Raw genomic sequence first — 24,847 nt, 5'->3', positions numbered from 1 at the left:
GAAAAAAGGTTCGTAAATGTTCCATTCTAGATGGACCTGCTTGCATTGCAGGCAAAATTGTGTGGCAAAAATAGGAAACGCTTTTTCTTTAGAAAAGAAAGCCCAGAAGTTTAAGAGTTTCTTGCAGCCTGGAAGCTACTTTCTCTTACAATACAATTACCACTTTACCCCTGGTTTTTCCTGTTTCAATTTGTTTATGCGCTTCAGCTATTTGGTCAAAAGAATATTCTTGAGATACGTGGGATTTCAGGGTACCTGCTTCAAGCAGCTCAGCAATCTGTTCCATATCATCACCGTTTGAATGAACGAGATAAGCTATCGCCTTTATGTTCCTTTTCTCTGCTAACTGAGTTAATTCATCTGTTATTCCTCCCGCGATAGCGACAAGCCTACCACCATCTTTTAAGATCTTGAGAGAACGAAGCGGGTTTGATCCTCCAACTGTATCAAACACAACGTCTACATCTTGGATCGCATCTTCAAATGCTCCTTGTGTATAATCGACAAATTCGTCGGCACCAAGCTCTTTCACAAAATCATAATTGGCATCGGAAGCCGTACCTACCACGAACGCGCCAAGATACTTTGCAATTTGTACTGCGAAATGCCCTACCCCACCAGCAGCTGCATGGATCAACACCTTTTCGCCCGGCTGTACATTTGCCTGGTCAATTAGTACCTGCCACGCAGTTAACGCCGCAAGCGTACCTGCTACAGCCTCTTGTGGAGTAAGTAACTCCGACATTTCCGCAAGATGATTTGCCGGAGCCGCTACATATTCGGCATAAGCCTTTCCGTGACCCGGAAAGTTTACCATTCCAAAAACCTCATCACCTTCTTCAAGGTTGGTTACGCCGGGGCCCACTTCTACAACTTCGCCCGCAATATCCCAACCCAAAATAACAGGACCTTCTTCCTTTAATTTATTGTACAGGGCCAGCCCTTTTCGTGTTTTTATATCTACCGGATTTATGCTGATCGCTTTTACTTTCACCAACACTTCACCTTCCTTTACAACCGGCATTGGTATTTCCGTGACTACAAGATTCTCAGTACCACCTGCTTCGTTCAATATAATAGCTTTCATACATTTAATTTTTGTCCGTACTAACGTGCCTATCTGCGTTCAAAATTAGCGCAAGAAATTCCTCCACCGAAGAATAAGTGCAAATTGTATGCGCTTTGTTTACCCTACAAATGAAACTTGCCGCAAATTTTTGCCCTCAAATGTTGCACTTGGACTAGCTAAAATTGGTGAAAGCTGCGGGAAATAAATTCAAGCACATCGACTAGCGAAGCGCGCCAGTAAGTCCAGTTGTGTGCTCCATCGCGCGTACGAAATTCGTGAGGAATTTCCTTTTTTCTCATAGCTATGTGCACCAGGTTGTTTCCTTCATACAAGAAATCGTCGTCGCCAATGTCAATATACCAACGCACCGCTTTTTTCATACTATCAGGAACATTGTTTATCAACGACAAAACACTTTGTCTTTTAAAATATGAAGTGATGGTTGTATCAGCAAGCTGAGGATTAGCTTGGGCAAAACGTGTTTTTGCTTCTTCTATCGACAGCGGTCCTGTAGCTGCCCTTAAAGGGCAGGCAGATGAGAACAACTCAGGATGGTGTAATGCATAAGTAAATGTGCCGCCGCCGCCCATTGAAAGCCCGGAAATTGCCCTGAACTTCTTTTCTCCTTTAATTCTATAAGTCTTTTCTACGTAGGGCATAAACTCCTGGAAGAAAAAATCTTCGTACCGCCATTTATTAGTTACGTCATTTTCAAAACCGCGCTTGCCCGTGTTCGCATCGGGCATTACAATAATCATTGGCGTGGCAGATCCTTCCTTTATAGCTTTATCAGCAATATTTAGCACTTCGCCAAATTGCACCCAGCCTGTATGATCATCTCCGCCGCCATGAAGCAGGTATAAAACAGGATAACTCCGCTGCGATGTTTCATAATCAGGAGGAAGATAGATCGCAAACTTCCGATCCATGTTCAAAATCTTACTTTTCAAAGAAAGGTTGTCCATGACCTTTCCGGTTTGTGCTTGAAGCATTGAGCAAACGCAGGAAACAATTAAGAGACAAGTGAATTTTCTCATAGTCAAGTTTATTAAGTGTTTTTGTTATCGTCTTTAGTGCTTTTTCAACATTGTTGCGTCGCACTCTTGTACCCATTCAACAACTTCGGCTAGTTACGAAGATAGCTAGTAGGTGTTATAATTTGAAGTAGTCTAAAAGCAGTTCGTCCTGGCAAAAAAATATTGCTAATAGCAAAAAATGCACTTTAAAAAAGGCAAACTAATACAGATAGCGTAATCGGGTGCTACACAGATTAGACACCGGCACAAATGGAAATAAGATTGGAGTGGTTCATCTAAGAATGATTGAGCGAAGCTACTTACTCCCTAAGTGAAATTTTCGCCTCAGCTCTTGATTGAATTAGATTTTTTAAGGCGAAATCAATCACAAATCAAACAAAAACCTAAAGTTCTATCGGTTCTTGCACGGGCATTGACTGGTGCAGATTGTGGGAACAACTTTTGCTTTATTTGTAGAAAGGCATGATGTTTTAATAGGCCTTTTACTACATGATAAAAACAAAATTTATGAAAACGAAAGTCTACCAGATTGTTGCCTTATTATGCCTGACCTTAGGACTAAGCCTACAGGCTTCTTCTCAGAAATACAAAAAAGCGGAAGACACACTTAAACTAAACAAAGAGTACGCTGAAGTTAATAAAGACATTGCTGATCTTAATTTAAAGCTAGCCGAAGCAAAAAATGAGTTGCCAAATCTTCAGGAAAAAGTTGCGTCGGAAAATATCCAGGCCCAGCGTGCAGCAATTGAAAGCAGTGAGGAGGCAAACAGAGCTACTGCCGGAGATTTAAATGATGCGAAAAAAGCCAAGAAAAAAGCCAATAAAGCGGTAGACGAAGCAGAGGATGTCAAGAAAGCAGAAGAGAAAATAAAGGATCAAAACAACAAGATTAAGAAGCTGACTTCACAACTTGAAAAAAAACAAAAAAGAATACACGAGCTGGACGAAATGAGAAGTAAGATAACTGGCCTCGCGTACTAATCGCCCTAGTGAATGCTAAGACGATCTTGAGGGAATCGAAAAATTTGGGAAGCTTTATATGATTTTGGATTTGATAACCTCTATACGTAGGCATTAAGACTACAACGCTCCTATTGATAATTTAAGGCACGGTCCCACAGAGGTTAATTTTATTCCATTTTGGGTTCCTTTGACTACTTCCCTTCCTGAAATGACGTAGCCGTTTTCTCTCAGGAACTTGGCAATTTTGTGACCATTGTCGGCGTTTATGCGATTTACTATTTGTATCGAAACACATTTAACAGCAATACCACTCTCCGTTTTTTCCTGCCTGATCTCAGTAAGTATTTCTAACATTTTTTCGTCGCTGACTTCCTTAACTTCCACCGTTCTTTCAGCTGTAGCAACTGAAAGAACGGTGGAATCTTTCTTTGGCCTGGAGGTCAAGGTTTGAATGTTTTCGACACTAATTTTTCTTTTATTAATAGAATTTTTTTTAGCTGCAACTGCCGCTGGTTTGTTTTCCGGAACTATTGTAGGTACATTTTTGTCTGCGACTCTGAATGTGTCTTTTTCAGCTTCCCCAGTAACGTCATTCGTTTTTTCCTCAACTTTTGCAGCCTCTTTATTTCCGTTCTTAAAGTGCATGACAACCAATATAATGACTTCGATGAAGGCAAGTATAGCTGTTACCACCAACACCCTTTTTAAAATAGTGTATGTTCTGGCCGGCTTTTTATTCCGGTTCATCACAATAGGTCTATACTTTCTTGAAGCCATAGTTTTATTTAGGCAGGAGAAATAAATGGATTCTTATAATTCTGTTCTAAAATTAATGAATTCTTTCTTTGCCTCTTTTTCGCTCATTGGATTAAATTATTACGCTTCAGCATAATTGTCTTCTTTTTTGTTCAAACCTTTTTTTAGTTATTAGGTCTCGTTTCGGTGATGTTAATTGGTATAAGCCCAGAACCAGACATAGTTATTTTGAAACAAAACATATACTTCTGTAACAACACGTGAAACCACGTTTAATAGTCTTTAAACTTTACCTGGTCTGGCTTAGCTAGTTAGTGAAAAATCTGAACTGGTGAAGTGATCCTTTCTTGCCTTGCCCCCCTCCATCGTTGGTGCATTTCACTTGTAATTTTGCCGGGCTCCGAATGTCTGCTGTTGGATCGAAAGCGGCAACCCTGACTGCTCGCTGTCCTGCGTAGGTTACTATTATATTGCCTCCTGATTTTGCAATCTTAATCGGCTGCAGATGAGATGTGAACTTTCGTGATACCTCGTCAGGCTGGGATAGTATGGCGGTATTGTTCGCATACTGAGTGGTGTAGAAATTTGTGTAGCTAATTTTTCTGTAAATTCTTACAATTATTTTTCCGGCATTATCTAAAACATCGAGGTATTGATTAGTTCCATTGTTATCCGGGGAGTTAGCGCCTGCTCCTGCGTAAGAGATTTCTCCGGTAATGCTCCAATTTGCCAAGCTTGAGTTCTTACCCAAATTAAAATCAATCGTGCTGTTTGACTTATTTGTTTCGGAATACTCAAAATACACATCGTAGCTATTACGCTTTTGATAAGTAAAAGAATTTGTTTTTACCTGCCAACGCCTCGTTTCTGTTGCGGGTGTCCGTGTTATTGCGCCAACTCTTCCTGGCAGTACACTTCGATAGGGCAATCCCGCCATTAAATCAACACCGGGCAAAGCAGGAGTTTCGCTTGTTCTTACAAAGTTACTTGTAATAGGAATTGTTTGTAGAGTTACGGTATTGAGGCCGCTTATCTTCCAACGGTGTGTGCCGCCATGATAACTTTCGTCATTATGATATATATAATAATCTTGTCCAACTTTTACTACTACCGGCGAAAAAGCATTACCAGCCATCCCGGCTGCAGCTTTTTCTGTAACATCATCCGAAGTTGTTCCAAATTGTCCTACAAAGAGCCCGTTTTCATAATAATGATTGAAGATATTAGTCTGCCCATTTTTCCAGAACTCACCGTAATAGTGAGTGAAAATGCTCTTCTCAATTGCCATAGCCGCATCGCCTTGACCGCCATCATTTCCACCAAAGTTACCCACCTCAAAGTCGCCGTTGTGAGGGAAAGGCCCTTGATATTCATCGAACGTCGGTAGTGCAGTTTTCCATTTTACTGCTTCTGTACTCACATCCAAACCTCCCAGGTGATAGCTGCTTGTTTCGCCAACCGTTCTTCCACCTTTATAAAGCGTAAGAATGCCAGAAGATGTGATTTCAGTCGGGTATATGTTTATGCTTGCATTTCTTGGTTCGTTTCTAGCTGTGTTTGTGTGAGTTGCAATTGTCGTTGCGCCACTATAAACAGGGTCTCTACCAACAAATTCTATAAGTGTTCTCTTCTTAAAATACTGCCTTTCATTTACACCACTATTTTGCATTTCACCAATTGAACCATCTGCATATATTTTGGCTGTACTCGAAAAAATAAGTCCTGTATATCTAATGCCCGTTGCCGGATCAAGCTCTACTAGTTCGGCTCTACCATCTGACTTACGTTTCATCATTGCATATGTTCTACCATTACTCAAAGTCGCCATGTGTCTTATTTGATAAAGCATGTCGTAGTTACTTGTGACATTGCCCTGCCAATTATACTTGTAGGTCCAACTACTTTTAATAGGACTCGTGTAATCTACCTTGTACTCGTGCATGCTATTAATCACCCTGGTATGATTTACAACGTCAACGGCAAGACTGTAGGACCGGCCGGTATATAGAATGCCTTCTATGTATGTTCGATTGGCGGCAAAATGAGCAATCTTATAATTAGCAGGATCACACACCCAAAAAGAACCATCAGGAGCAAAAGCTACTGCGCCAAAACCTTGCTTTGAAGCATTTTCGGGGTCAAATTTCCAGAAGCCAAATCTATCATTTGCCACCACTGGTGAACTAATATGACCTCCAACCTGCCCAAGGGTCCACAAAGCGCGGCCACTATTTACATCAAAGGCTTTTATTTGTTGGCTGCTTCCACCATCGACGAGGGCAACAATGTTACCGTTATTAGCCATTGTTATAGGCGAAATAAAACCGTCTATAACTGTACCCGAAGCTGTCAGAGATCCGTCTGATTTGATTGTGTACTTAGAAACAGTGTTCGTGCCAGTACAGAGCCACAATGTTGTATTAGATATGGTTATTGCCGATGGTGTAGTATAAGTAAGCCTTTGGGCTACAGCCCCCGTTACTTTGTTCAGTACCAACACTTCGTTAAGTGTTTTCCTGCAAATAAAAATATAGCCACTACTTACTGCAAGCCCTGATATTTTTCCGTTCGCATCATCTCGATAACCAATTGCACTTGCATAAGTGTGAGCATATTTAACAGGGGTATTTATACCCTTCGAAAACTTCACTTCACTCCTGTCGTTTACCTTAGTTGCAAAAACGAAAGAATGATGGGGTTGAAAGGCGTCGTACCCCGCCCAATAAATCATGGTTCCATCAGTTGCCATGAAGTCGCTATTTTGCCCCGACGTTTCAAAGGGCATTGGGTTGTTTTTTTCCTGTATGTTATTTAGCGCAAACATTCCATTGCCACTCTCACCCTCACCATACCCGACACAGTAATAAGCCTTGTTGTTTACAACTACTATCCCAATAGCTGGATCAAGTGATCTATGCACTCTATTGCCCGTCTGAAAGGTTGAAGTGTTGCCTATTACGCCCTGCCAATCGTAGGAAACATGGTTGCTGAGCACCTTTACATTGTATTCATCTATAGGTAATGTATTAAAGAGATCATCTGTACCGTCCCATTTGACCGCGTAAGTTCCTGCCGGTTTCGTCATACCACTCCAAAGCGTTCTAACTAAAGTACCGTCTGTTTTGTAAACCCCCGCACTTGTTCTGACAGTAGAAGCGAGCGTAAAGCTGTTGGGATTGTGCCCGTTTACCGGTGATCCTTGCCCTGCGGGAGAATTTAATTTTTCAAGCCTTTTTACAACTTGCGCCCCTACCTGGAGAGACAAGAAGATTAACAATAAGGCTGTTATATTTTTCATTTTCATGATATATTACTTGCCAACCAAATGTAATATTATTTGATCCTGACGGCGAGCGCGGAGAAATTTAAAGCGAAATCTTAATCCCATTGTCTACGTACTTTCATCCCGATCGTCTAATGATCTTACAGATAAATATCTTTCGACCATTATGTGAAAACCAAACTTTATAGTAAACTGTGTGGTTGTACCATCAACAGAAATTGTAGCACGTCCCGTTTTGCAGCATAGCCGGGAACAACTGATAATGGTGGAACTGGACTTAACTTCCGCTTTATATAATCTAGAGTCAAGCTTAATAAAGATTAAAAAGTACAAGTGTGCGACGCAACAGAAGATTCAATTTAAAAAATGCCGGCCCAAAAATTACTTCCTGCTACTATAATTTACGTTGTATTGCAAAGCCTCAATTGCATTCGATAAATAAACAAAAGGCGAGTTCCAATTGATGGCTATTTCGTTGGTTGAATAGGAACAATCCTGGTCAAGAAAAGTAGTTTCGGGTTCAGAAAATTCGTAGCCGGCACACTTATCCTGCTTTCCGGGATTTGGTCCGCCAGATAACAAGCCGGGGACAGGTTCTGTAACTCCATCAGCCACTGACGGCCGGTGATGAGGATACATGATGGACTTACTGCCGACACCCGAAAGAAAAGAGTAGCCGGTGGCATTTCGTCCAAGAATATAATCGAGATTGGTGAGCGCATTGTCGATATATTTTTTGTCTTTAGTAAGCAGGTAGGCATTGATTAAAACAATGCCCTGGTTTGCTGCATTTGAATTGCTTCCCCAGTTAAAATCTCTTGCCGACTGACCCATTATTGTCCGAAAGGCATTACTTGAAACGTTTGAAATATATCGATCTGCTAACCTGGTTATTTGAGCTGAAACTCCTTGAACATTGCTTTGAACATAAGCAGGTAATTTCTTTTGAAAACGTGCTAATGTGTAATGGCCAAGCAACTCTACACTGGCCCATGACGGTAAAGAAATGCTGTCTTTCTTCTGCTTTATATAAACGTCGTAGTACTTCTTGTCTCCAGTTGTTGTAAACAATTCCGCTGCGGCCCATGTCCACTCATCAGTAAACGATCGGTCACCGTAACCTCCGGTTGTTATTTTCGGCTCATACTTTTGGTTGTTTGCATTTTGATTGTACTCCATGGCCGGGTTACTCTCCGACCACTGCCATGCTTTTACCGAGGCCCTCATACAACTATCAGCTAAACCAGGTAGTTGCTTCTGAAACTTTTTTAAGATCCGCCCTGCCTGTGCAGTTACTGCAGCAAAGTCGAGTGTGGCACCCGTTCCTTTCTTAACAACGTAGCGAGGCGCTGATGTTATCCCCGGCATTACCATTCCATCAAAAGAGGCGTTCGTGCATTTGTTATACACTCCTCCATCGTTTGGATCCTGCATTGTCAGCATCCAACGGAGGTTGTAGATCAGCTCGTTTAATAGATCGGGAACCTGGTCGTTGCTCTCAGGAATGTTTGTTTTCAATGTATCAAAATAGGCCGCAAAATCTTCATAGGCTGACAACATCGTTCCCATCGTGATACCGCTATTTACAATGTATTTATTGTAGTCTCCTGCATCATACCATCCACCCGGAGTAGCTATTTTAGTTCCTTCAGGACGTTCTTTGCTTGCAGCCGAAGGATGGATAAAAACAGCATTATCTGCATGACCGGCTGAACGATGCCACTTACCTGCATACTTCTCTTCGAGCGGCATCGAAACTCTTTGGAAATAATAACCCTTCAAACCTGCAACTGCGGCTGAATGATTTACGTTTTGACGAACCTCAAAAACATAAGAGTGACCAATACCCGGAACAAACACGACATAAGTTCCGGGAGTATGAAATGAAGAAAAATCGGCAATTTTTGTTTTGGTAGATGAATTTTTTGATTGCATTTCAATGCCCAAATTTCCTCTGAACAAAGTATCCTTTAGGTTTGTATTTGTAATAAAGAAACGTTGACTGTTTGTTTCCCTGGTGATAACTGCGACTTTAGGAGCATTGGTATAAAAGCCTAGTTGGTTCAACTTAATGCGATCGCTTACTGTTATCGATTGGGAAAATGAAACAACAAAACCGGCTAGTATAGAAAGTAAAAGGAATAATTTTTTTGCTTGTTGGGTGAACAGTAAAGTGATGGCAAAGCATCGGGTGGAGAAATGTCTCATGATGTTGAAGTTGTGACGAAGATATATTGGTTGTCGTTTAAGTATTAATTCAATTTCTAATTTTAAAATAAAATCATGCAGTACCGTTCGTTTAGAGGAACAAAGATATCAGAGGTTGGTCTTGGCACCTGGCAATTGGGAAGCGCAGATTGGGGAGTTGTAAATGATGAAGAAGCATTTACAATCTTGCAGGCATTTGTTAAGGCGGGCGGCAATTTCATTGATACCGCCGACGTATATGGGATGGGCATCAGCGAAAAAGTAATTGGCAGATTTAAAAAAACAGTCAACGAGAGCCTGTACGTTGCCACGAAGCTTGGTCGAAGGAGCGACGAAGGTTTTGGCTGGCCTGCAAATTTTTCTTATGATGGCATGAAGCGCCAGGTAGAAAGTTCTTTAGAGAATCTTGACGTTCCGCAATTGTTTCTTGAGCAACTGCATTGCATTCCAACTGAGGAGTTGCGCAAGGGAGAAGTGTTTAATCACCTGCGCAAGTTGCAAACCGAAAAGTATATAGCTCATTGGGGTGTAAGCGTGGAGACCAGTGAAGAAGCACTGCTCTGCCTCGAGCAGGAAGGATTGGCTTCTTTACAAATTATTTTCAACCTTTTCAGGCAACATGTTGCAGATGAAATATTCGCGAAAGCGAAGGAAAAAGATGTAGCCCTAATCGTTCGCGTACCTCTTGCCAGCGGCTTATTAACAGGCAAATTTAATGAGCATACGAAGTTTGAAGAAAAAGATCACCGCAACTTTAATGCTAATGGAGATGCATTTAATGCAGGCGAAACATTCTCAGGTATCGAGTTTTCAAAAGGTGTAGAATTGTCACGCGAAATAAAAAATTTATTACCCGATGATCGGATGGCCCAGTGGTCTATCAGGTGGATACTTGATCATCCTGAGGTGACCACTGTTATACCCGGTGCTTCAAAGGTTTCGCAGGTCGAAAGCAATGTAGCTGCATCGGCTCTGCCCCGCTTGCCGCAAGACGTACATGGTAAGCTGCGCAGCTTGTATGATGAGAAAATAAAACCAATCATTCGCGGCCATTATTAACCAAACAGGAAGTTTATTAAAAAGCTTTTTTAATAAGTTTTAACCAAAAGCTCTGACACAAAAGTTGGAGCTTTTTTGTGTACAAACATTTGTTCTTTACTAAACATCCTTGTGTCACTCACTTGTACTTTCACTTAAAAAGGCAGCTTTTGTAGAAGAGTGCTTACAGGTTTTTCAACAACAATTTTCATTAGATCTACTACAAGTTTTTATCTGAATATTTTATTAATAGCCTGAAGGTTTAAGTGTTTTTAAAACGAATTTTCATAAGCAGGTAAATGCCTTGCAACGTGCAACCTCACCAAAGTAAAAGCAGTCATAAGGGTATTAATATTCTATTATGAAAAAACTTTTACCCTGTCTATTATTGTTATTTATTTTCTCTGCGTGTACAAAAGAATACTATGGCAACGATGAGTATTCAGCAGGGGCCACTTATACTTACTCAGGCAAATACGTCCGCAATTACTTCACCTTACTTTGTAAAATCTCTAAATCCACTCCCGGCTTCTTTCCTCCTGAAGTAGCACGCGCCTATGGATATGTTGGGATTGCAAATTATGAAGCAGTTGTAAAAGGTATCCCAGGTGCACAAAGCCTAGGGGGACAATTAAACGGGTTAGCTGCCAGCGATATTCCGCAGTTACCACAAAATCTTCCTTGCAACTGGGGCATCGCATCAAACGCTGCAACAGCAGATATGATGAGGAAAATGTTTTCTAAAAAAATAACCGCTGTTAACGCAGCTTCCATAGACAGCACTGAACAGGCAAATTTGAAAGAAATGTCTGTGGGCTCTACTCCCGAAATGGTTAGCCGATCAATACAATTTGGAAAGCAGGTTGCAGAAGCTATCTACAATTATTCATTGAACGATGGTGGGCACGAAGCGTATTTAGATCCGTTTCAATTGCCTTATAATATGCCTCCTGATCCTTCATGCTGGGTACCTACAAATGCTACGTTGCATCCCATCAGTCCGTATTGGGGCAACAATCGTCCGTTTATCCAAGCAAGTACAGCAAACACTCAACTATATCAACCTACACAATTCTCTACAAGCCCAACATCTGATTTTTATAAAGGAGCTTTAGAAGTTTACAACCAGGTAAAACGCAACACCCCTCAACAGGTTGAAATAACAAAATACTGGTCTGATGATCCTTTTAATACGTGTACTCCGACTGGCCATACGTTTAACATCATTACGCAGTTATTAGAAGAGAATAATGCAACGCTGGAAAAGTCATCAGTCGCGTATGCAAAATTGTGTATAGCCGAAAACGATGCCTTCGTCTCTTGCTGGAAATTAAAGTACAAATCAGTTCTAATCAGGCCTGTAAGCTATATCAAGCAATACATCGACCCTTCTTTTGCTACTGTTATTGGCACCCCGGCCTTTCCTGCATTTACTTCGGGACATTCTGTTGAAATTGGTGCTGGCTCAAAAGTGTTTAACGAAATGTTTACCAACGGAAGCGGCGACTACAACTTTACCGACTATAGCCAATTGCAATACGGTTTTGCTGCTCGCCACTACAACAATTTCAATGAGATGGCTGAGGAATGTGCGAACTCCCGTTTGTACGGCGGAATTCATTACGCAGAGGATAACGTCAAAGGATTAGAACAAGGACGTGCAGTGGGAAGCTTTGTTATCAATTCGCTTAATTGGCCTAAAAACATTCGTTAGTATTACCAGTAATATTTATGAAAGCCATCCAACGTTTTTTACTACTAACAACATTATTAACTGCTTTTTCCTGCAAAGACGAAAAGACTAATGTAAAGGTGCTTGTTAACAAATTTGCTGATTTAGAATGCAGGGCAATGACGTTAAGAGAACAAAGATTTGAACTGGCGAATCAACTCCGTTTTACACAAGACACGCTGATGCAAAGAAGTAAGCAGGCAGATACAACAAGGCTACAATCAAGACTCATTGCTTTTAACCAACAGAAGGAGATAATGTTGAAACAAAGTCTTTTGCTTGCTGATAGTATTCATACCAGCCTGGATGATATAATGAAAAATCAACTGGCTTCCAAAAGTGAAAAGCAGGCTTTTAATGACATGCTCAACGAGGCTTTAGTGCAAAGAGGTTGTATCAAAAAGTCTTGATTCAATGGGCTCGAAATTTTCCTAATCTTGCATAACAAGATTATAATTTGAAATATGATACGAGCAAGAAATAACGTTGCCATAGTTTTTTGCCTTCTATGCTTTGGCTGTGCCTCTTCCAAATAAGCAGTAACAAGAACACTTTAGACCCTTCAGCTTTGAAGGTTTATGGCAGGTATTCTATAAACAACGAACAGGGCCTTGAATTGATTAGTTCCGCTGTGCATTTCGGTTTTAGTTTCGACGGAACTGAATGTAGTATTGATGCTTCCATTCAGAATAAGCAAGGTCATAACTACCTGCAATACGAACTGGATGGACAGTATCAGAAAAGGATAAAAATTACAGGTAGCTCTACCGATCCTATATCTATCACAGCGCAAACAAATGGGCGCCACACAGTATGGATTTACAAAGCGACGGAAGCACATACCGGTGGAATATTTATTCGAAAAATAGCAGGTGACAATTTAAAGCCTGTTGAAGAAACCAAGGCTCCATTAATAGAATTTATCGGTAATAGTATCACTTGCGGTGCTGCTGCAGATGCATCCGAAGTTCCTTGCGGCAATGGCCAATACCACGACCAGCACAACGCCTACATGGCTTACGGACCAAGAGTAGCAAGATTATTGGGCACTGGTTTTATCTTAAGCAGTGTTAGCGGTATCGGAATGTATCGCAACTGGAACAGCGACTCTCCAACTATGCCGCAGGTATATGAGAAAGTAGACTTCCAGGATAAAAGCCAGCGGCAATGGAACTTTGCCTTATTTACCCCACAAGTGGTAAGTATTGCTTTAGGCACTAACGACTTTAGCAATGGTGATGGCATCAAGAAGCGCTTGCCTTTTGATAGTAGTGAGTTTGTAAATAGGTATGTAAAGTTTGTTGAATTGGTAAAATCAAAATACCCAAAGGCTCAAATTGCTTTGCTTAGTAGTGCTATGGTTAACGGAAACTCAAGGGCAATCCTTCAGAGATGCCTCATTACGGTAAAAGAAAGAATTAATGGCTCACATCCTGCGGATAAAAAAGTGGCGACATACTTTTTTCAACCTATGCAACCACATGGCTGTAGTGGACACCCAAGCGTAGAAGACCATGCAATATTGGCTAAAGAATTAGTTCCCTTCTTTAAGAAATTACTGCGATAAAAAGGGGCATTAAAGATGCAACTTGTCCGTCGTCTTATATAGTTAGAGGGGTTTCAATTTAGAAGGCGAAAACTGGTTTGCCTCATTTTGAAACGAGAAATTGTTATTAACGAAATTATTTTTTAGAGCCTTAGCTTTTACAATTCCTGCGGCAGTAATCGATATAGCTATTTTATCAAGTTGCTTGATAATAACAAGCTTTTCCGCTGCTAAAAACTCAAGATGTTTCTGGATAGACAACCAGTCGTGGGGTTGACTTAAAATTATCTGGTGAGGAGTACACAAATACGTATGTGGAGAGGGGTCAGATTTTACAATTTCATAAATAGTCGAAAGGGTTTCATAGTGTGCTTCCATAAATTAAAAATACTTAAATCCCCTTCATTTCAAATAGGCCATTAGAAATATTTGTCAACATCGTTACAGAAGATATTCACTATTTAAAATGGGTTACAATTTAAAATAACGGGTACTCGACAACAGCATGAAATAATGAGAAGAGCGCTTGATGGACCTATGGTAAAAAAGAAAAAACCAGGAAAGAGAAAATGCTCTATTCCTGGTTTTTGAAAACCTGCCCCAATTGTTCTAAACCTTACCGAAGAATTACAAAATTTGCCTCACCAATCTTTTCACTATTTGTAAAGATGATTGTCTTATACCTACCATTTGGTAAGTTAGAAGTGTTTACCTGTATAGAGCCACCAGAAGTAGTTTTATTAAGGTGCCAAACTTTTAATCCAAGTGAATTATAGACCTCCGCTGTGAAAGCTTTATTGACTATGTTTTTAGGGACTATTGTCAAATAATTATTGGCAGGTACCGGATAAACGGAAAGCGTAGTTCCTACATCAGAAAGTGCAATTTTAATTACCTCGCTAGAACTTGTTCTTCCGTCTTTATCCACCATAACCAATTTATAAAACTTTGCTTTTGCCGCGTTCACTTTGTCATCATTAAAACTATAGTTACTTTTTGATGTTAAGGATCCTCTCGCTTTTACCTTGCCTATACCGAAGAACGTTCTACCGTCTTCGCTCGCTTCAACATCATATCTATCTAAACCGATTTCTGATGACACAGTCCAATTCAATTTAACTCCACCACCTTCTGGCTTACCGGTAAACGATACCAGTTTTACTGGAAGTGTTTCATTGTTTTGTGTTACGCCCCCACTTCCACCACCCGAAAGATTTGTGACATTAAATTCTGCTGCATACGATCCTGCTCCGATATAATTATAAGTCCAATGAGTTTCATCTGGTTCAGAACCCGGAAAAATTGATGTTAGATCGGTAACGCCTGATAAGCTTGTCGAAGGATCAGGATTGCCATCTTTTGTTTTATAAAAAATCAGCTGTTGAAATTCGGCATCGTGTGTAGGATAAGATCCGTTAATATCCGCCATATCCTGGTTGTTGAAGTAAAAACGAACACCAACAGGAGAAGTAGGCTGCGTCGTTGGTTGTACAACCCAATACCTGTTCATCACATAATAGCCGCTCGGGTTAGAAATAGACGGTGTATTGAGAAGAATAGCTCCTGAACTTCCTGCCTTTTCCGTCGCTGCTACTTTTACGCTGAAAGTACCATCCCCGATCTTTCCGATATTGTTGCCGTTTTTACGGATTGACAAAAGGAGAACGTCATCCTTCGTATCTGCTGGCGTGTTATTGTCTGCATAATAGTTCGTCCAACCAAACTGGTCAGTACATTCTCTTGATGCTACCATTGCGCCCGGAGTAGTTGGTGGCACAGGAGTCACACAACCAAAACCAAGGGTTTCGCTCGCTTTTGCCGTACAACCGCTCGTGTCTTTTACTGTAAGATTTACGAAGTAGCTTGAAGCCCCTTTATAAGAATGGGTTACGTTTGAACTGATGGAAGAACTAGCCTTCCCATCACCAAAGTCCCAACTATACGTTAGAGGTCCTAAACCTGTTGCCTTCGAGCTAAATTTTATATTAATCGTTGAACAGGCGCTATCGAAGGTTTTTGTATACCGAACAGTTGGTCCCAAAACGACTACAGTAGAAGTAAACTCATCACTTTGTTGTAGTGCATCTTTTACAACTAAACTCACCGTATATCTTCCCGGCTTTGAATACTGGTGACTTGGATTGGCACTTTCTGAAGTCGACTGATCTCCAAAATTCCATTTCCATGATGTAGGATTGCCGGTTGAATTATCGGAAAAAGAAATAGGTTCAGTAGAACAACTAACCGTGCTTTTGTTTGGAGAAAAAGCAGCTTTTATTTGTGCGTTCGATTGTGTTGCAACTAGAAGCGATGCGAAGAAAAAAGTTGATCCTAATGCAATTTTTTGTAGAGCTCTCATCAAAAGTGGGTGTTTAAAGAGCTAGAACGGTACCCAAATTGAAATATTGCTATTGCTTGACACGGGCACAACGTGAAACACCTTTTACTAACTAGAAATGTAGATTACGGGTATGGCTATGGCTTTTAGGGTTAGTGGCGAATAGTTTTAGAGACAAAAAAAGGGACAGGCTTCTAAAACCTATCCCTTACATAACCTTCAATTTATATTATCCTAATGACCTGATCCAGGCTACAACTTCATCTTTTGTTTTTCCAAGTTTTTGTTGCAACCTTCCAAAAAATTCATCATCCTTTCCTTCTTCGTATTCAAGATCGTCATCCGTTAAACCACCATGAGCTTGTTTTAATTTCCCCTTAAACTCATTGATGTCTCCTTTAAACTCTAACTTATCCATAGTATTACATTTTATGGAAAGGGTTAAAAAACTATGCCAAAACCACTATCGTCAACCATGGTGTAAGTCTGTAAACCATTTGAAGCTTTTGTTATTTTTAAGGCAATTTCCTCGTTTCGACTAATCAACAAAAACAATATTTTCCTGCTCGATCAAAGGGAGATTTTTAAATCTTTGAATGATCCTCGCTACAACAACTACATCTTTTTCACAGTAGCTTACAATCCGTTTAATATTTTTTTCTTTGTAGTAAACATCTTGCACCATGCTGCCATCGATATCATCTTTCGATGTAGGAACGCCCAGTATTGAAGCCAATAAATGAAGTGAGGTGTAATTTTTATAATCCCCGAATTTCCACCATTGCATTGTATCACTCATACAAATTTCCCATGGCTTAGCGCCGTAAATATGTAAGCAGGCTGGTAGTGGTATCTGGTTTATCACCATCCTCCGGCATATATAAGGAACATCGAATTCGCGAATGTTATGACCGGCAAACTGAAACTTCGGTTTGTGTTTACAGAACTTATCTGTCAACTCAACAAACTGCTTCAATATGCTTACCTCGTCATCGCCGTAAATACTTTTTATTTTCAAATACGTATTGCCGTTAGCATCATTGTGAAAAAAGCCTGTGGATATACATATGATCTTTCCAAATTCTGCGAATATTCCAGCCTTCTGTTTATAAACTTCTTCGCTATCGAAGTTTTCTGGCACTGTTTTTGAAATTTTGTCGAAAAAAAGTTTAGCCCCTTCCTGTGGCAACGAAGTGTGATCAGGGTATTGGGGTACAGTTTCAATGTCAAGTAAGAACAAATCAAATAGCGCTTGTATATTATTCAAAATCTTCTTTATTATTTAAAAGTAAACCATCAAAAACTATGAGCTACAATCCTGAATACTCTGCAACAAACCCACAGCAGCCAACGCCTAAAAGAAGAGATGACCGTAAAATAATTTACGGAGTTTTGATTGCTGCATTGTTGGCTACCTGGGGATACATTATTTACGATAAAAGTAAATCTAATGAATCTATTAATCAATTGCAGACGCAATATTCAAACGTTGACTCTGCTCGTAACGAAGTTCAAAATCAGTACAACGAGGCGTTAGCAAGATTAGATTCTGCCACTGGTAATAACACCCAGTTGCAAGGGGCTTTGACAGAAAGACAAAGTGAGATCAACAATTTGAAGAAACAAATCACTTCAATTACCGGGCGCAAAAATGCAACTGCAGCCGAGTTGGACAGGGCAAGAGGTTTGATCAACCAACTGAACATGCGTATTGATGATATGTATGCCGAAATTCAGAGACTGAAGGGTGAAAATCAAACTTTAGCTAGTTCAAACAGAAGACTAAACAGCGAAAAGCAACAACTGTCAACTGAGAAAAGCCAGTTAGAGGAAAACCTTTCAAATACTGAAACAGCTCGTCAACAAGTTGAAGATGTAGCATCTACACTTCATGCAAGTAATTTGAACATTACTCCATTGCGCGTAAAAGGTAATGGTAAAGAAAAGGAGACCACAACTGCAAAAAGAGTTGACTTGCTTAGAATTTCTTTTGATGTAGATGAAAACAGAATTGCTACAACAGGTAACAAAGAGCTTTATGTTGCAGTTACTGCACCTGATGGTCGCCCTGTAACTATGGCAAGTGGAAGCGGTACATTTGATACCCGCGAGGAAGGAACAAAAACCTATACAAACAAAGTAAATATTCCTTACGAGCAAGGTAAAAGATCTGCTGTTAGCTTCGACTGGAAGCAAGAGGCTAAATACCAGCTAGGTCAATATAAAATCGAAGTTTACCACAACGGTTTTAAAATTGGTGAAGGCACAAAGACTTTAAAAAAAGGTGGATTGTTCGGATAGTCCCGATTTAAAAAAATATAACAAAAGGCAGGGGGAGTAATCTTCTCCTGCCTTTTTACTTTGAACCATTTTTAAAGGTTTATTAAAAAGATTGATATTTAGCGACCGCTATAACCCTTCTCAACATCGTTGTGTCACTCACTGCAACTTGCAGATTTCTATTCATCTTCAGGTGAGAGAGCGCTCAGTTTTACTCCTAGCGGTTGGAAAGTTGAAGACAACGTTTAAAGAATTGCCCTTAGCGAAGCATGCCCAATGTGAATCGTTCTTGTTTCAGCTGGTTTCCTTCCTTCATATTGAAAACTAAGTTCGAGATTATTCCCAAGCCTTTTCGTTAAGTCAAAATTCCATAACAGGTTTTTGCCGGGCAACAAGGCATCCAACATAATATAGCTGACCGTTGTGTTGGCGGCACCCAAGTAATCAATCTTCGTGTAGGTAAACTTTCCTGAAAAGCTGGTATTATTTACCGAATTAAACTTGCCCTCCAGATTAAGAGAATTACTCACAGATTTCTCTCCACCATACACAGCCTTATTTTTTTTCTGGTTAAAAAGGTAACTGGTTGACAAGCGGTAATTAGTTCCGCTTGTGTACGTAAGCTTAGGTTCTGTGTTGACGGTTTGAATGAAATAATTGCGATTATCAAATTTTGGTGTAAACAAAGAATTGTTTCCCGCTTTTTGAATAATCTCAAAAGAGTACTGCTTCGCCGGGTTCCATCGTCCTCTAAGACTCCACTCTTCTAAGCGGCGACTCTCAAAGCCATAAGTCAGCAACGCTTTGTTGGAGTTGGCAATGTTGCTCACATCAATCCCCCACTTCGTGCTAAACCTATTAAAAGAAACAGTGTTCGAAAAAATGTTGCTTAACGTAAGCAGAGAAGTATCATTGATAGCGCCTTTAAAAGGATTGAAAACAAGAGAGCCGGTAGCTAACTCCTTCTTGGCTAATTGAAGAGATGATTGAAAATTTATCCGTCCTATAAAATTTCCCAGCTTTTTATTTCTAAAACCTGCAGATAGCGTTCTTGGGTTTAAGGAGAAATTATAATTGAACTGGGTGTAGTTAGCTTTTACAAATTGGTTAGTTGGAGTAAAAACGCGGATGAATTTTGCCTGGTCAGGAAAGAGCGCAATTTCAAATTCATTCAATTGCGGTACGCCATCTTTATTGTAATCGTTCCATGCATACTCCCCACGCCCTGCCGGCACTTCGATATAACTAAAGTCTCTCCTTTGCTCCTGCCCTGCCCCGACTTCGTATAAAACATTGCCAACCGCAAAACCTTTAAACTCGTTTATGAAATATTCAGCGCGTCCCAAAATGCTATTCTCAGGTTGAAGATTAGAGAGCCGTTTATTGACTACCTGCAATTGGCGGTATGTGGCATTTAGGCGAAACTGGTGATGTGAGTTTGCTAATAACTCTGTACTTACCGTTATGTTGTGGCTGCGGTCAACTTGTTCCAGGTTTTTTCTATAGGGTACTTTATCACTCCTTGTAAAATATGTTATCCCCCACCTATTATCTTTTAACTGGTCCGACTTAACGTAGGCGGAAACCGTAGTAAATGCAAAACTTAGTGCAGAAACACTATCCGTTTTTCTATCGTGGATCTCATTATGCTCTACTGCATATGATCCACCTACCACATAGTTTTTGAGTTTAGGAAGTACTTTGCTAATGTCAATTGACGGTCGAAGAAAAAAGCCCCTCTTTTGGATAGAATTAATATTTGTAAGGTTAAAAACGTCCTTTAATTGCCAGCCCCCAATTTTCTGCTCATGCACCAATAGTTGTCGTAAACCTTTATATCCGTCACTCCTCAAGTAAGCCGATGATTGAAACTTGAAACTGTTATTAGCAGAGTCAGACAATTCAATATTTGCAAAAGGAAGTTGCTCAGTAGCAAGAGCAGGTTGGTATTCTAAGCCCCAGTCCCGATAAAACTCGACTGTCCTTAATCGTTCAACCGGATGAAAGTTTTTATCTACTACTTCGTAGCCTCCATTCGCTCTTAGTTGAAACGTTTTTCCGCCTCTATTTCTAAAATCCATAATTCGCCCCATGCTAATTCTACCTGCAAATCCTTTGTCGTCGCGCTTGTCCCTTGTTGACAGTGCGTTTACGTCGTAGTTGCTGGTGGCGAACTCAGAAGAAATGGTTGTTTTGGAGTTGAGCTCGTATACTGCTCCGACGGTAATCAACTGTTGTCTTTTTGGAGTGACGAGGTATGTTGCAGGTTCAAAGTTTCCCTGCAACGCTCCGTTTAATGGTTGTATCCATCTGTACACTTTACCATTTGCACCATTAAAATCAGGTATGTAATTTCCTTTGCCCTGGCCCACTTCAATAAAGCCTAAATTAAATTTAGCGCTATCCCTGCTGGTAGAATAAACATAGATCCTCTGTTTGGCTCCTGCAACGAGCGTGTCTACTTCAGCATATAATATTTTGCTCGTAGAAAAAGAGTCTAAAGAAGCTGTCGGGTAAAAAGCATTTTGAATACTATCTCCGATATTGTTTAAAAACTGTCGCTGCTTTTGATCGAGGGTTTGATTTATAGGAGAATTTTTGGCGTCAGCATTACTGTACGCAGCGATGTTGATCCTCAGCTTTTTATTTATAATTACCTCGTCGGCACCGTATAACATCGAGTTTAAAAAACTTCTCTCGGCATACTCAAACTCCACCTGTATACGACTGTCCTTGGTAATCATCCGGCGAGAGGTAAAAGTGACCTCTGCCGTATTATAATTGATAACATAGTCCTGGTCTTCGCCTCGTTGCAACATTTGCCCGTCAACAAAAACCCTTTCAGTGCCCGCTAAAACAATAAAAAAAATCTCGTTATTGACTCCCCTGAGCCTGTACGGGCCTTGGTTTCCTTCTTGCCCCTGGAAAATATTCCTGGTGAATTTACCCTTAGCAATAGCTCCGCTGAGTAGAATATTGTTTGAACTGTTTTTACCCAATTTTGATGTGGTACTATAAGAGATGCCTTGCAATCGTTGGTAGAAATTGAGAAAGTAAGATTTGTTTTGACGAAGGTCGATATCTCCAAGATTTACTTCCGACGCATTTTTTTTGAACTGAAGCCAGACCCTGTCAAACTCGTTGAGTTGTTGAGTTGTACCGTCCGGTTGGATTGGGATATTATTGTCTGTGATAGCAGCAGCTACGTGAATGCTGTCGCCTAGATATCCACTTAATTGTAAATTAAACTGCGAGTTCACCACTACATCCTGGCTATTTCCAAAACTCAAGGCGCGACCAAAACTTCCATTATAATTCATTGTGCCGAAATCAAACAAGCTACTGCTGCCGGTACCTGCCGGACGGTTGCCTCTGCCCATTGGCCCCGTTTGTGCTTTGAAATTGTTCATTACACTATCGTAGGTAAATCTCCTGGAGACGGCATTTAGCCTATATGGAAATACACGGTAAAAAATGTCAATACTATCAACAGCTAAATCTTTTTTAAAAGTAACCGTAGCGTTTACTGCATCTAACAGGTAATAAGAAGTATCAAAATTTTTAATAAAAAAAGTGTTAGGAACGATGCTGAGACTATCGACAGTAAAGGGTGACACAACGGGAATCCTTTTACTTCTAAGGTTAGAGTACTTATAGGGCTGCGCCTTTACAGTTTGCGCCAGTAAAAATCCAAAGAGAAAAACCGCTATATATTTTGTGAGGGTCAATTGAAAACTTCAAAGTAAAATTTATTCTATAATGATAGCAGGTTGTTTTGAGATGATTAATTAAGATAAAATATAAACGAATATAGCTGCTTGGGATTGTTGAACGTGACGATTTTACTCAAGGGCGAAGTTAAATCGAAAATCAAAAGATGAACGAAATGCGTCGCAACAATGGTTCAACCAAGATTTGCAGCTCGTACACAAAGCGTCCTTATTTTGATCGCGACATATACTTCAGAAAAAAGCCATCACTATTCAGCACCTCGATATCAGAAAAGTAAAAATCGTGAACGTCTTCAGTTACAATACAAACACACTTACTATTGAGAGCGCTATAGTACTGTAGTCCGTCTTCAAAATCTTTAACTGAAGCATTTTGCAGCGTTTGTTTCACTGACGAAGCATCAGTCGTAGTGATTTGAATATGTTCACTAAGCACTAGGATCTTTTGTTTCGCAACTTTTGCCTTATATTTTTTTTCTGCAAAATAATATGCAATAGCAAGGCAAACAGGCGAGGTAAAGATTTGGTAGTGTGAGGTATCTGCAAGACTTAAAATACGGGAAGTGTAGGTGAAAAGAGGATATTCCTTATTCAACACTGATACCAGTATATTGGCATCTACAAATACTCTCATTATTTTTTCGAAGCGAAGTACTCGTCCTTTAAAGACTTATTGCTTCTTTTTTTAGTTTGATAAGTAGCCTCGCCTTCTGCAACCTGGCTAACCCAGTCGGAAATAGGATAATCTTCGAGAGAATGATAACCGGATGTGGTTACTTTTTGTAATAGAAACTCGACGAGGCGAGACACACTTATATTATTTGCTTCGGCATACTCCTTTGCTTTATTGATAATATTAGCATCGAAACTTAATGTTATCTTATTGTCCATGTCTCACATTTTTACCAAAATTAAAGCTTTACTACAAGAAAAAAAATTTTATACGTACATTTTTTCTACCTGCAATAATTCACCCTCAAATAAAAAGCCACCCGAAAAGGTGGCTTAAGTTATACTATAAGAATACTGCTACTTGTACATTTCCTCTCTCAAACCTTTAACTCTCTCGTCTTCGACATATTCGTCGAAAGTCATCAATCGATCGATAATACCTTTGGGAGTAAGTTCGATGATCCGGTTGGCCACGGTTTGAATAAATGTATGGTCATGGCTGGTTAATAATACTATTCCCTTAAAGTTCGTACAGCTTTCGTTAAAGGATTGAATGCTTTCGAGGTCAAGGTGATTGGTTGGCTGATCCAGGACAATTACGTTTGGATTCTGAAGCATCATTCTACTGATCATACAGCGTACTTTTTCACCCCCGCTTAGCACCTTGGTCTTTTTCATGATCTCGTCACCGGTGAACAACATCTTTCCCAAAAAACCTCTTAAAAAAGGTTCATCTACATCCGTAACGTAGGACGGAACGTATTGACGAAGCCAATCCATCAGGTTCAAATCGTTCTGAAAGTATTCATTATTCTCTAATGGCAAATAGGCTGTTGTCACAGTCGTGCCCCACTCAAATTTGCCATTGTCAGGTTTAACAGCACTATTAATAATTTCAAAAAAGCTGGTGACGGCTAGCGGGTCTTTGCTGATGAACGCAATCTTGTCATTTTTGCTAATGCTGAAACTAACCTTATCAAATAGCTTACGTCCATCAACAGCTTTACTAAGGTTTTCAACGTTTAAAATCTGGTTACCAACCTCGCGCTGCTGCTGGAAAATAATTCCTGGGTACTTACGATTACTAGGTTCAATTTCCTCAATAGTAAGTTTCTCCAAGGCTTTTTTACGCGAAGTTGCCTGCTTACTCTTAGAAGCATTTGCACTAAATCGCGCGATAAAGTCAAGTAGATCTTTCCGCTTTTCTTCGTTCTTTTTATTCTTGTCACTCATCTGGCGAGCCATCAATTGGCTACTCTCATACCAGAAGGTGTAGTTACCGGTATAAATCTTAATCTTCGCACGATCGACATCAGCAACGTGCGTACAAACGGTATCCAAAAAGTGACGGTCGTGACTTACGACAAGTACAATATTTTGATAATCGGCGAGGAAATTTTCAAGCCATCCGATTGTTTCAATGTCTAAACCATTCGTAGGTTCATCTAAAAGTAAAATGTCCGGGTTTCCAAAAAGTGCCTGTGCCAGCAATACCCTTACTTTAAGGTTACCTGGAATGTCTCGCATTAAACTGTTGTGATATTCTTCCTTTACATCAAGACTGCTTAACAATGTTCCGGCACTGCTTTCTGCTTCGTATCCACCCATTTCACCAAATTCTCCTTCTAATTCACCTGCCCGCATTCCATCTGCTTCGGTAAAATCTTCTTTTGCGTAGATGGCATCTCTTTCATGCATAATCTCCCACATCTTCTGGTGGCCCATCATGACTGTATTGATAACCGTTTCTTCTTCGAAAGCAAATTGGTTTTGCTTCAAAATAGCGAGGCGCTCCCCGGGAGTTATCTCAATACTTCCTTTATTAGGTTCGATCTCACCACTTAATATTTTAAGAAAGGTTGATTTTCCTGCGCCGTTTGCCCCAATAACCCCATAACAATTGCCTTTAATGAAGTTTAGATTAACCTCATCAAACAACACTCTTTTGCCGTACGCAAGTGTTACATTTTTTACACTTATCATTCCTGATACTATTTTAATTACTGTTCGAGGTAAGAATTATTTGTATAGATTTTTGCTTTAATCTATTCCTCTTTCGCGCGCAAAAGTAGTAAAACAACATTAAGGGATGAAGAATTAAAAAGAAGATTAGAAATGCGGAAGGAAGTTCAATCACGCTCCAAGAATCGAAAAGAAATCATATTGAAAGCAAAAGCCGCCAGGGAAAAACTGA

Annotated in this window: 19 protein-coding genes; 6 read left to right on the top strand and 13 right to left on the bottom strand. The window is 40.1% G+C overall.

Translation table 11 applies throughout. From position 1 onward, the window contains the following. Positions 1 to 145: 145 nt before the first annotated feature. On the bottom strand, positions 146 to 1,087 hold the full coding sequence (locus SAE01_RS05295; RefSeq protein WP_147202612.1) for an NADP-dependent oxidoreductase: 942 nt from the start codon (positions 1,085 to 1,087) through the stop codon (positions 146 to 148). 158 nt (positions 1,088 to 1,245) lie between these two features. Continuing rightward, entirely contained in the window at positions 1,246 to 2,034 is a 789-nt protein-coding gene (locus tag SAE01_RS05290) for an alpha/beta hydrolase (RefSeq protein WP_262713356.1), read from the bottom strand. Between the two features lie 579 nt (positions 2,035 to 2,613). On the opposite strand from SAE01_RS05290, the gene SAE01_RS05285 reads away from it, so the two are divergent. After that, positions 2,614 to 3,087 carry a hypothetical protein gene (locus SAE01_RS05285; RefSeq protein WP_147202610.1) on the top strand — a complete coding sequence of 158 codons (474 nt, stop codon included), beginning with the start codon at positions 2,614 to 2,616 and terminating at the stop codon, positions 3,085 to 3,087. 99 nt (positions 3,088 to 3,186) lie between these two features. Here the strand turns inward: SAE01_RS05285 and SAE01_RS05280 are convergent, their stop codons facing one another. The 3 genes from SAE01_RS05280 to SAE01_RS05270 form a co-directional block, all read right to left on the bottom strand. Then, entirely contained in the window at positions 3,187 to 3,762 is a 576-nt protein-coding gene (locus SAE01_RS05280; protein ID WP_147202609.1) for a hypothetical protein, read from the bottom strand. A gap of 370 nt (positions 3,763 to 4,132) precedes the next feature. Continuing rightward, positions 4,133 to 7,123, bottom strand: coding sequence for a flagellar hook assembly protein FlgD (locus SAE01_RS05275; protein ID WP_147202608.1), 2,991 nt, complete (start codon positions 7,121 to 7,123; stop codon positions 4,133 to 4,135). Between the two features lie 366 nt (positions 7,124 to 7,489). Next, positions 7,490 to 9,316, bottom strand: a complete 1,827-nt coding sequence (locus tag SAE01_RS05270; protein ID WP_147202607.1) for a glycoside hydrolase family 9 protein — start codon at positions 9,314 to 9,316, stop codon at positions 7,490 to 7,492. 75 nt (positions 9,317 to 9,391) lie between these two features. Here SAE01_RS05270 and SAE01_RS05265 point away from each other — a divergent pair, with 75 nt between their 5' ends. From SAE01_RS05265 to SAE01_RS05250, 4 genes are all read left to right on the top strand, one after another. Then, positions 9,392 to 10,375 (top strand): aldo/keto reductase, encoded by a 984-nt coding sequence (locus tag SAE01_RS05265; RefSeq protein WP_147202606.1) that lies wholly within the window; start codon positions 9,392 to 9,394, stop codon positions 10,373 to 10,375. 340 nt (positions 10,376 to 10,715) lie between these two features. Further along, complete coding sequence (locus tag SAE01_RS05260) at positions 10,716 to 12,068, top strand: vanadium-dependent haloperoxidase (RefSeq protein WP_147202605.1); 1,353 nt, start codon at positions 10,716 to 10,718, stop codon at positions 12,066 to 12,068. A 17-nt stretch (positions 12,069 to 12,085) separates the two neighbouring features. After that, the gene (locus SAE01_RS05255; RefSeq protein ID WP_147202604.1) at positions 12,086 to 12,496 is read left to right on the top strand and encodes a hypothetical protein; all 411 of its coding nucleotides are present in this window, start codon (positions 12,086 to 12,088) and stop codon (positions 12,494 to 12,496) included. Between the two features lie 98 nt (positions 12,497 to 12,594). Next, a complete protein-coding gene (locus tag SAE01_RS05250; protein WP_170234080.1) occupies positions 12,595 to 13,653 on the top strand; it encodes an SGNH/GDSL hydrolase family protein in 1,059 nt (352 codons plus the stop codon). 42 nt (positions 13,654 to 13,695) lie between these two features. On the opposite strand, the gene SAE01_RS05245 is transcribed toward SAE01_RS05250, so the two are convergent. The 4 genes from SAE01_RS05245 to SAE01_RS05230 all read right to left on the bottom strand — a co-directional run bounded on the left by SAE01_RS05245 (position 13,696) and on the right by SAE01_RS05230 (position 17,237). Beyond that, positions 13,696 to 14,010, bottom strand: coding sequence for a hypothetical protein (locus SAE01_RS05245; RefSeq protein ID WP_147202602.1), 315 nt, complete (start codon positions 14,008 to 14,010; stop codon positions 13,696 to 13,698). A 238-nt stretch (positions 14,011 to 14,248) separates the two neighbouring features. Continuing rightward, positions 14,249 to 15,991: a PKD domain-containing protein gene (locus SAE01_RS05240; RefSeq protein WP_147202601.1), complete on the bottom strand. Its 1,743-nt coding sequence runs from the start codon at positions 15,989 to 15,991 to the stop codon at positions 14,249 to 14,251. Between the two features lie 208 nt (positions 15,992 to 16,199). Next, a complete protein-coding gene (locus SAE01_RS05235) occupies positions 16,200 to 16,388 on the bottom strand; it encodes a CsbD family protein (protein WP_147202600.1) in 189 nt (62 codons plus the stop codon). Positions 16,389 to 16,508: 120 nt separating this feature from the next. Further along, positions 16,509 to 17,237: a ribonuclease H-like domain-containing protein gene (locus SAE01_RS05230; RefSeq protein WP_147202599.1), complete on the bottom strand. Its 729-nt coding sequence runs from the start codon at positions 17,235 to 17,237 to the stop codon at positions 16,509 to 16,511. 38 nt (positions 17,238 to 17,275) lie between these two features. On the opposite strand from SAE01_RS05230, the gene SAE01_RS05225 reads away from it, so the two are divergent. Then, a complete protein-coding gene (locus SAE01_RS05225) occupies positions 17,276 to 18,271 on the top strand; it encodes a DUF8428 domain-containing protein (protein WP_147202598.1) in 996 nt (331 codons plus the stop codon). A gap of 224 nt (positions 18,272 to 18,495) precedes the next feature. Here SAE01_RS05225 and SAE01_RS05220 read toward each other — a convergent pair whose 3' ends face one another. The 4 genes from SAE01_RS05220 to SAE01_RS05205 form a co-directional block, all read right to left on the bottom strand. After that, the gene (locus tag SAE01_RS05220; RefSeq protein WP_246113162.1) at positions 18,496 to 21,978 is read right to left on the bottom strand and encodes a DUF8818 domain-containing protein; all 3,483 of its coding nucleotides are present in this window, start codon (positions 21,976 to 21,978) and stop codon (positions 18,496 to 18,498) included. Between the two features lie 211 nt (positions 21,979 to 22,189). Beyond that, a complete protein-coding gene (locus tag SAE01_RS05215; RefSeq protein ID WP_147202597.1) occupies positions 22,190 to 22,615 on the bottom strand; it encodes a type II toxin-antitoxin system VapC family toxin in 426 nt (141 codons plus the stop codon). After that, positions 22,615 to 22,872, bottom strand: a complete 258-nt coding sequence (locus SAE01_RS05210) for a DUF6364 family protein (protein ID WP_147202596.1) — start codon at positions 22,870 to 22,872, stop codon at positions 22,615 to 22,617. The genes SAE01_RS05215 and SAE01_RS05210 overlap by 1 nt, the downstream gene beginning before the upstream one ends. A 138-nt stretch (positions 22,873 to 23,010) precedes the next feature. After that, a complete protein-coding gene (locus SAE01_RS05205; protein ID WP_147202595.1) occupies positions 23,011 to 24,636 on the bottom strand; it encodes an ABC-F family ATP-binding cassette domain-containing protein in 1,626 nt (541 codons plus the stop codon). Positions 24,637 to 24,847: the final 211 nt, after the last annotated feature.

This window comes from Segetibacter aerophilus, assembly GCF_007991655.1.
GTDB lineage: Bacteria > Bacteroidota > Bacteroidia > Chitinophagales > Chitinophagaceae > Segetibacter > Segetibacter aerophilus.
This window is presented reverse-complemented; position numbering and strand designations above follow the sequence as displayed.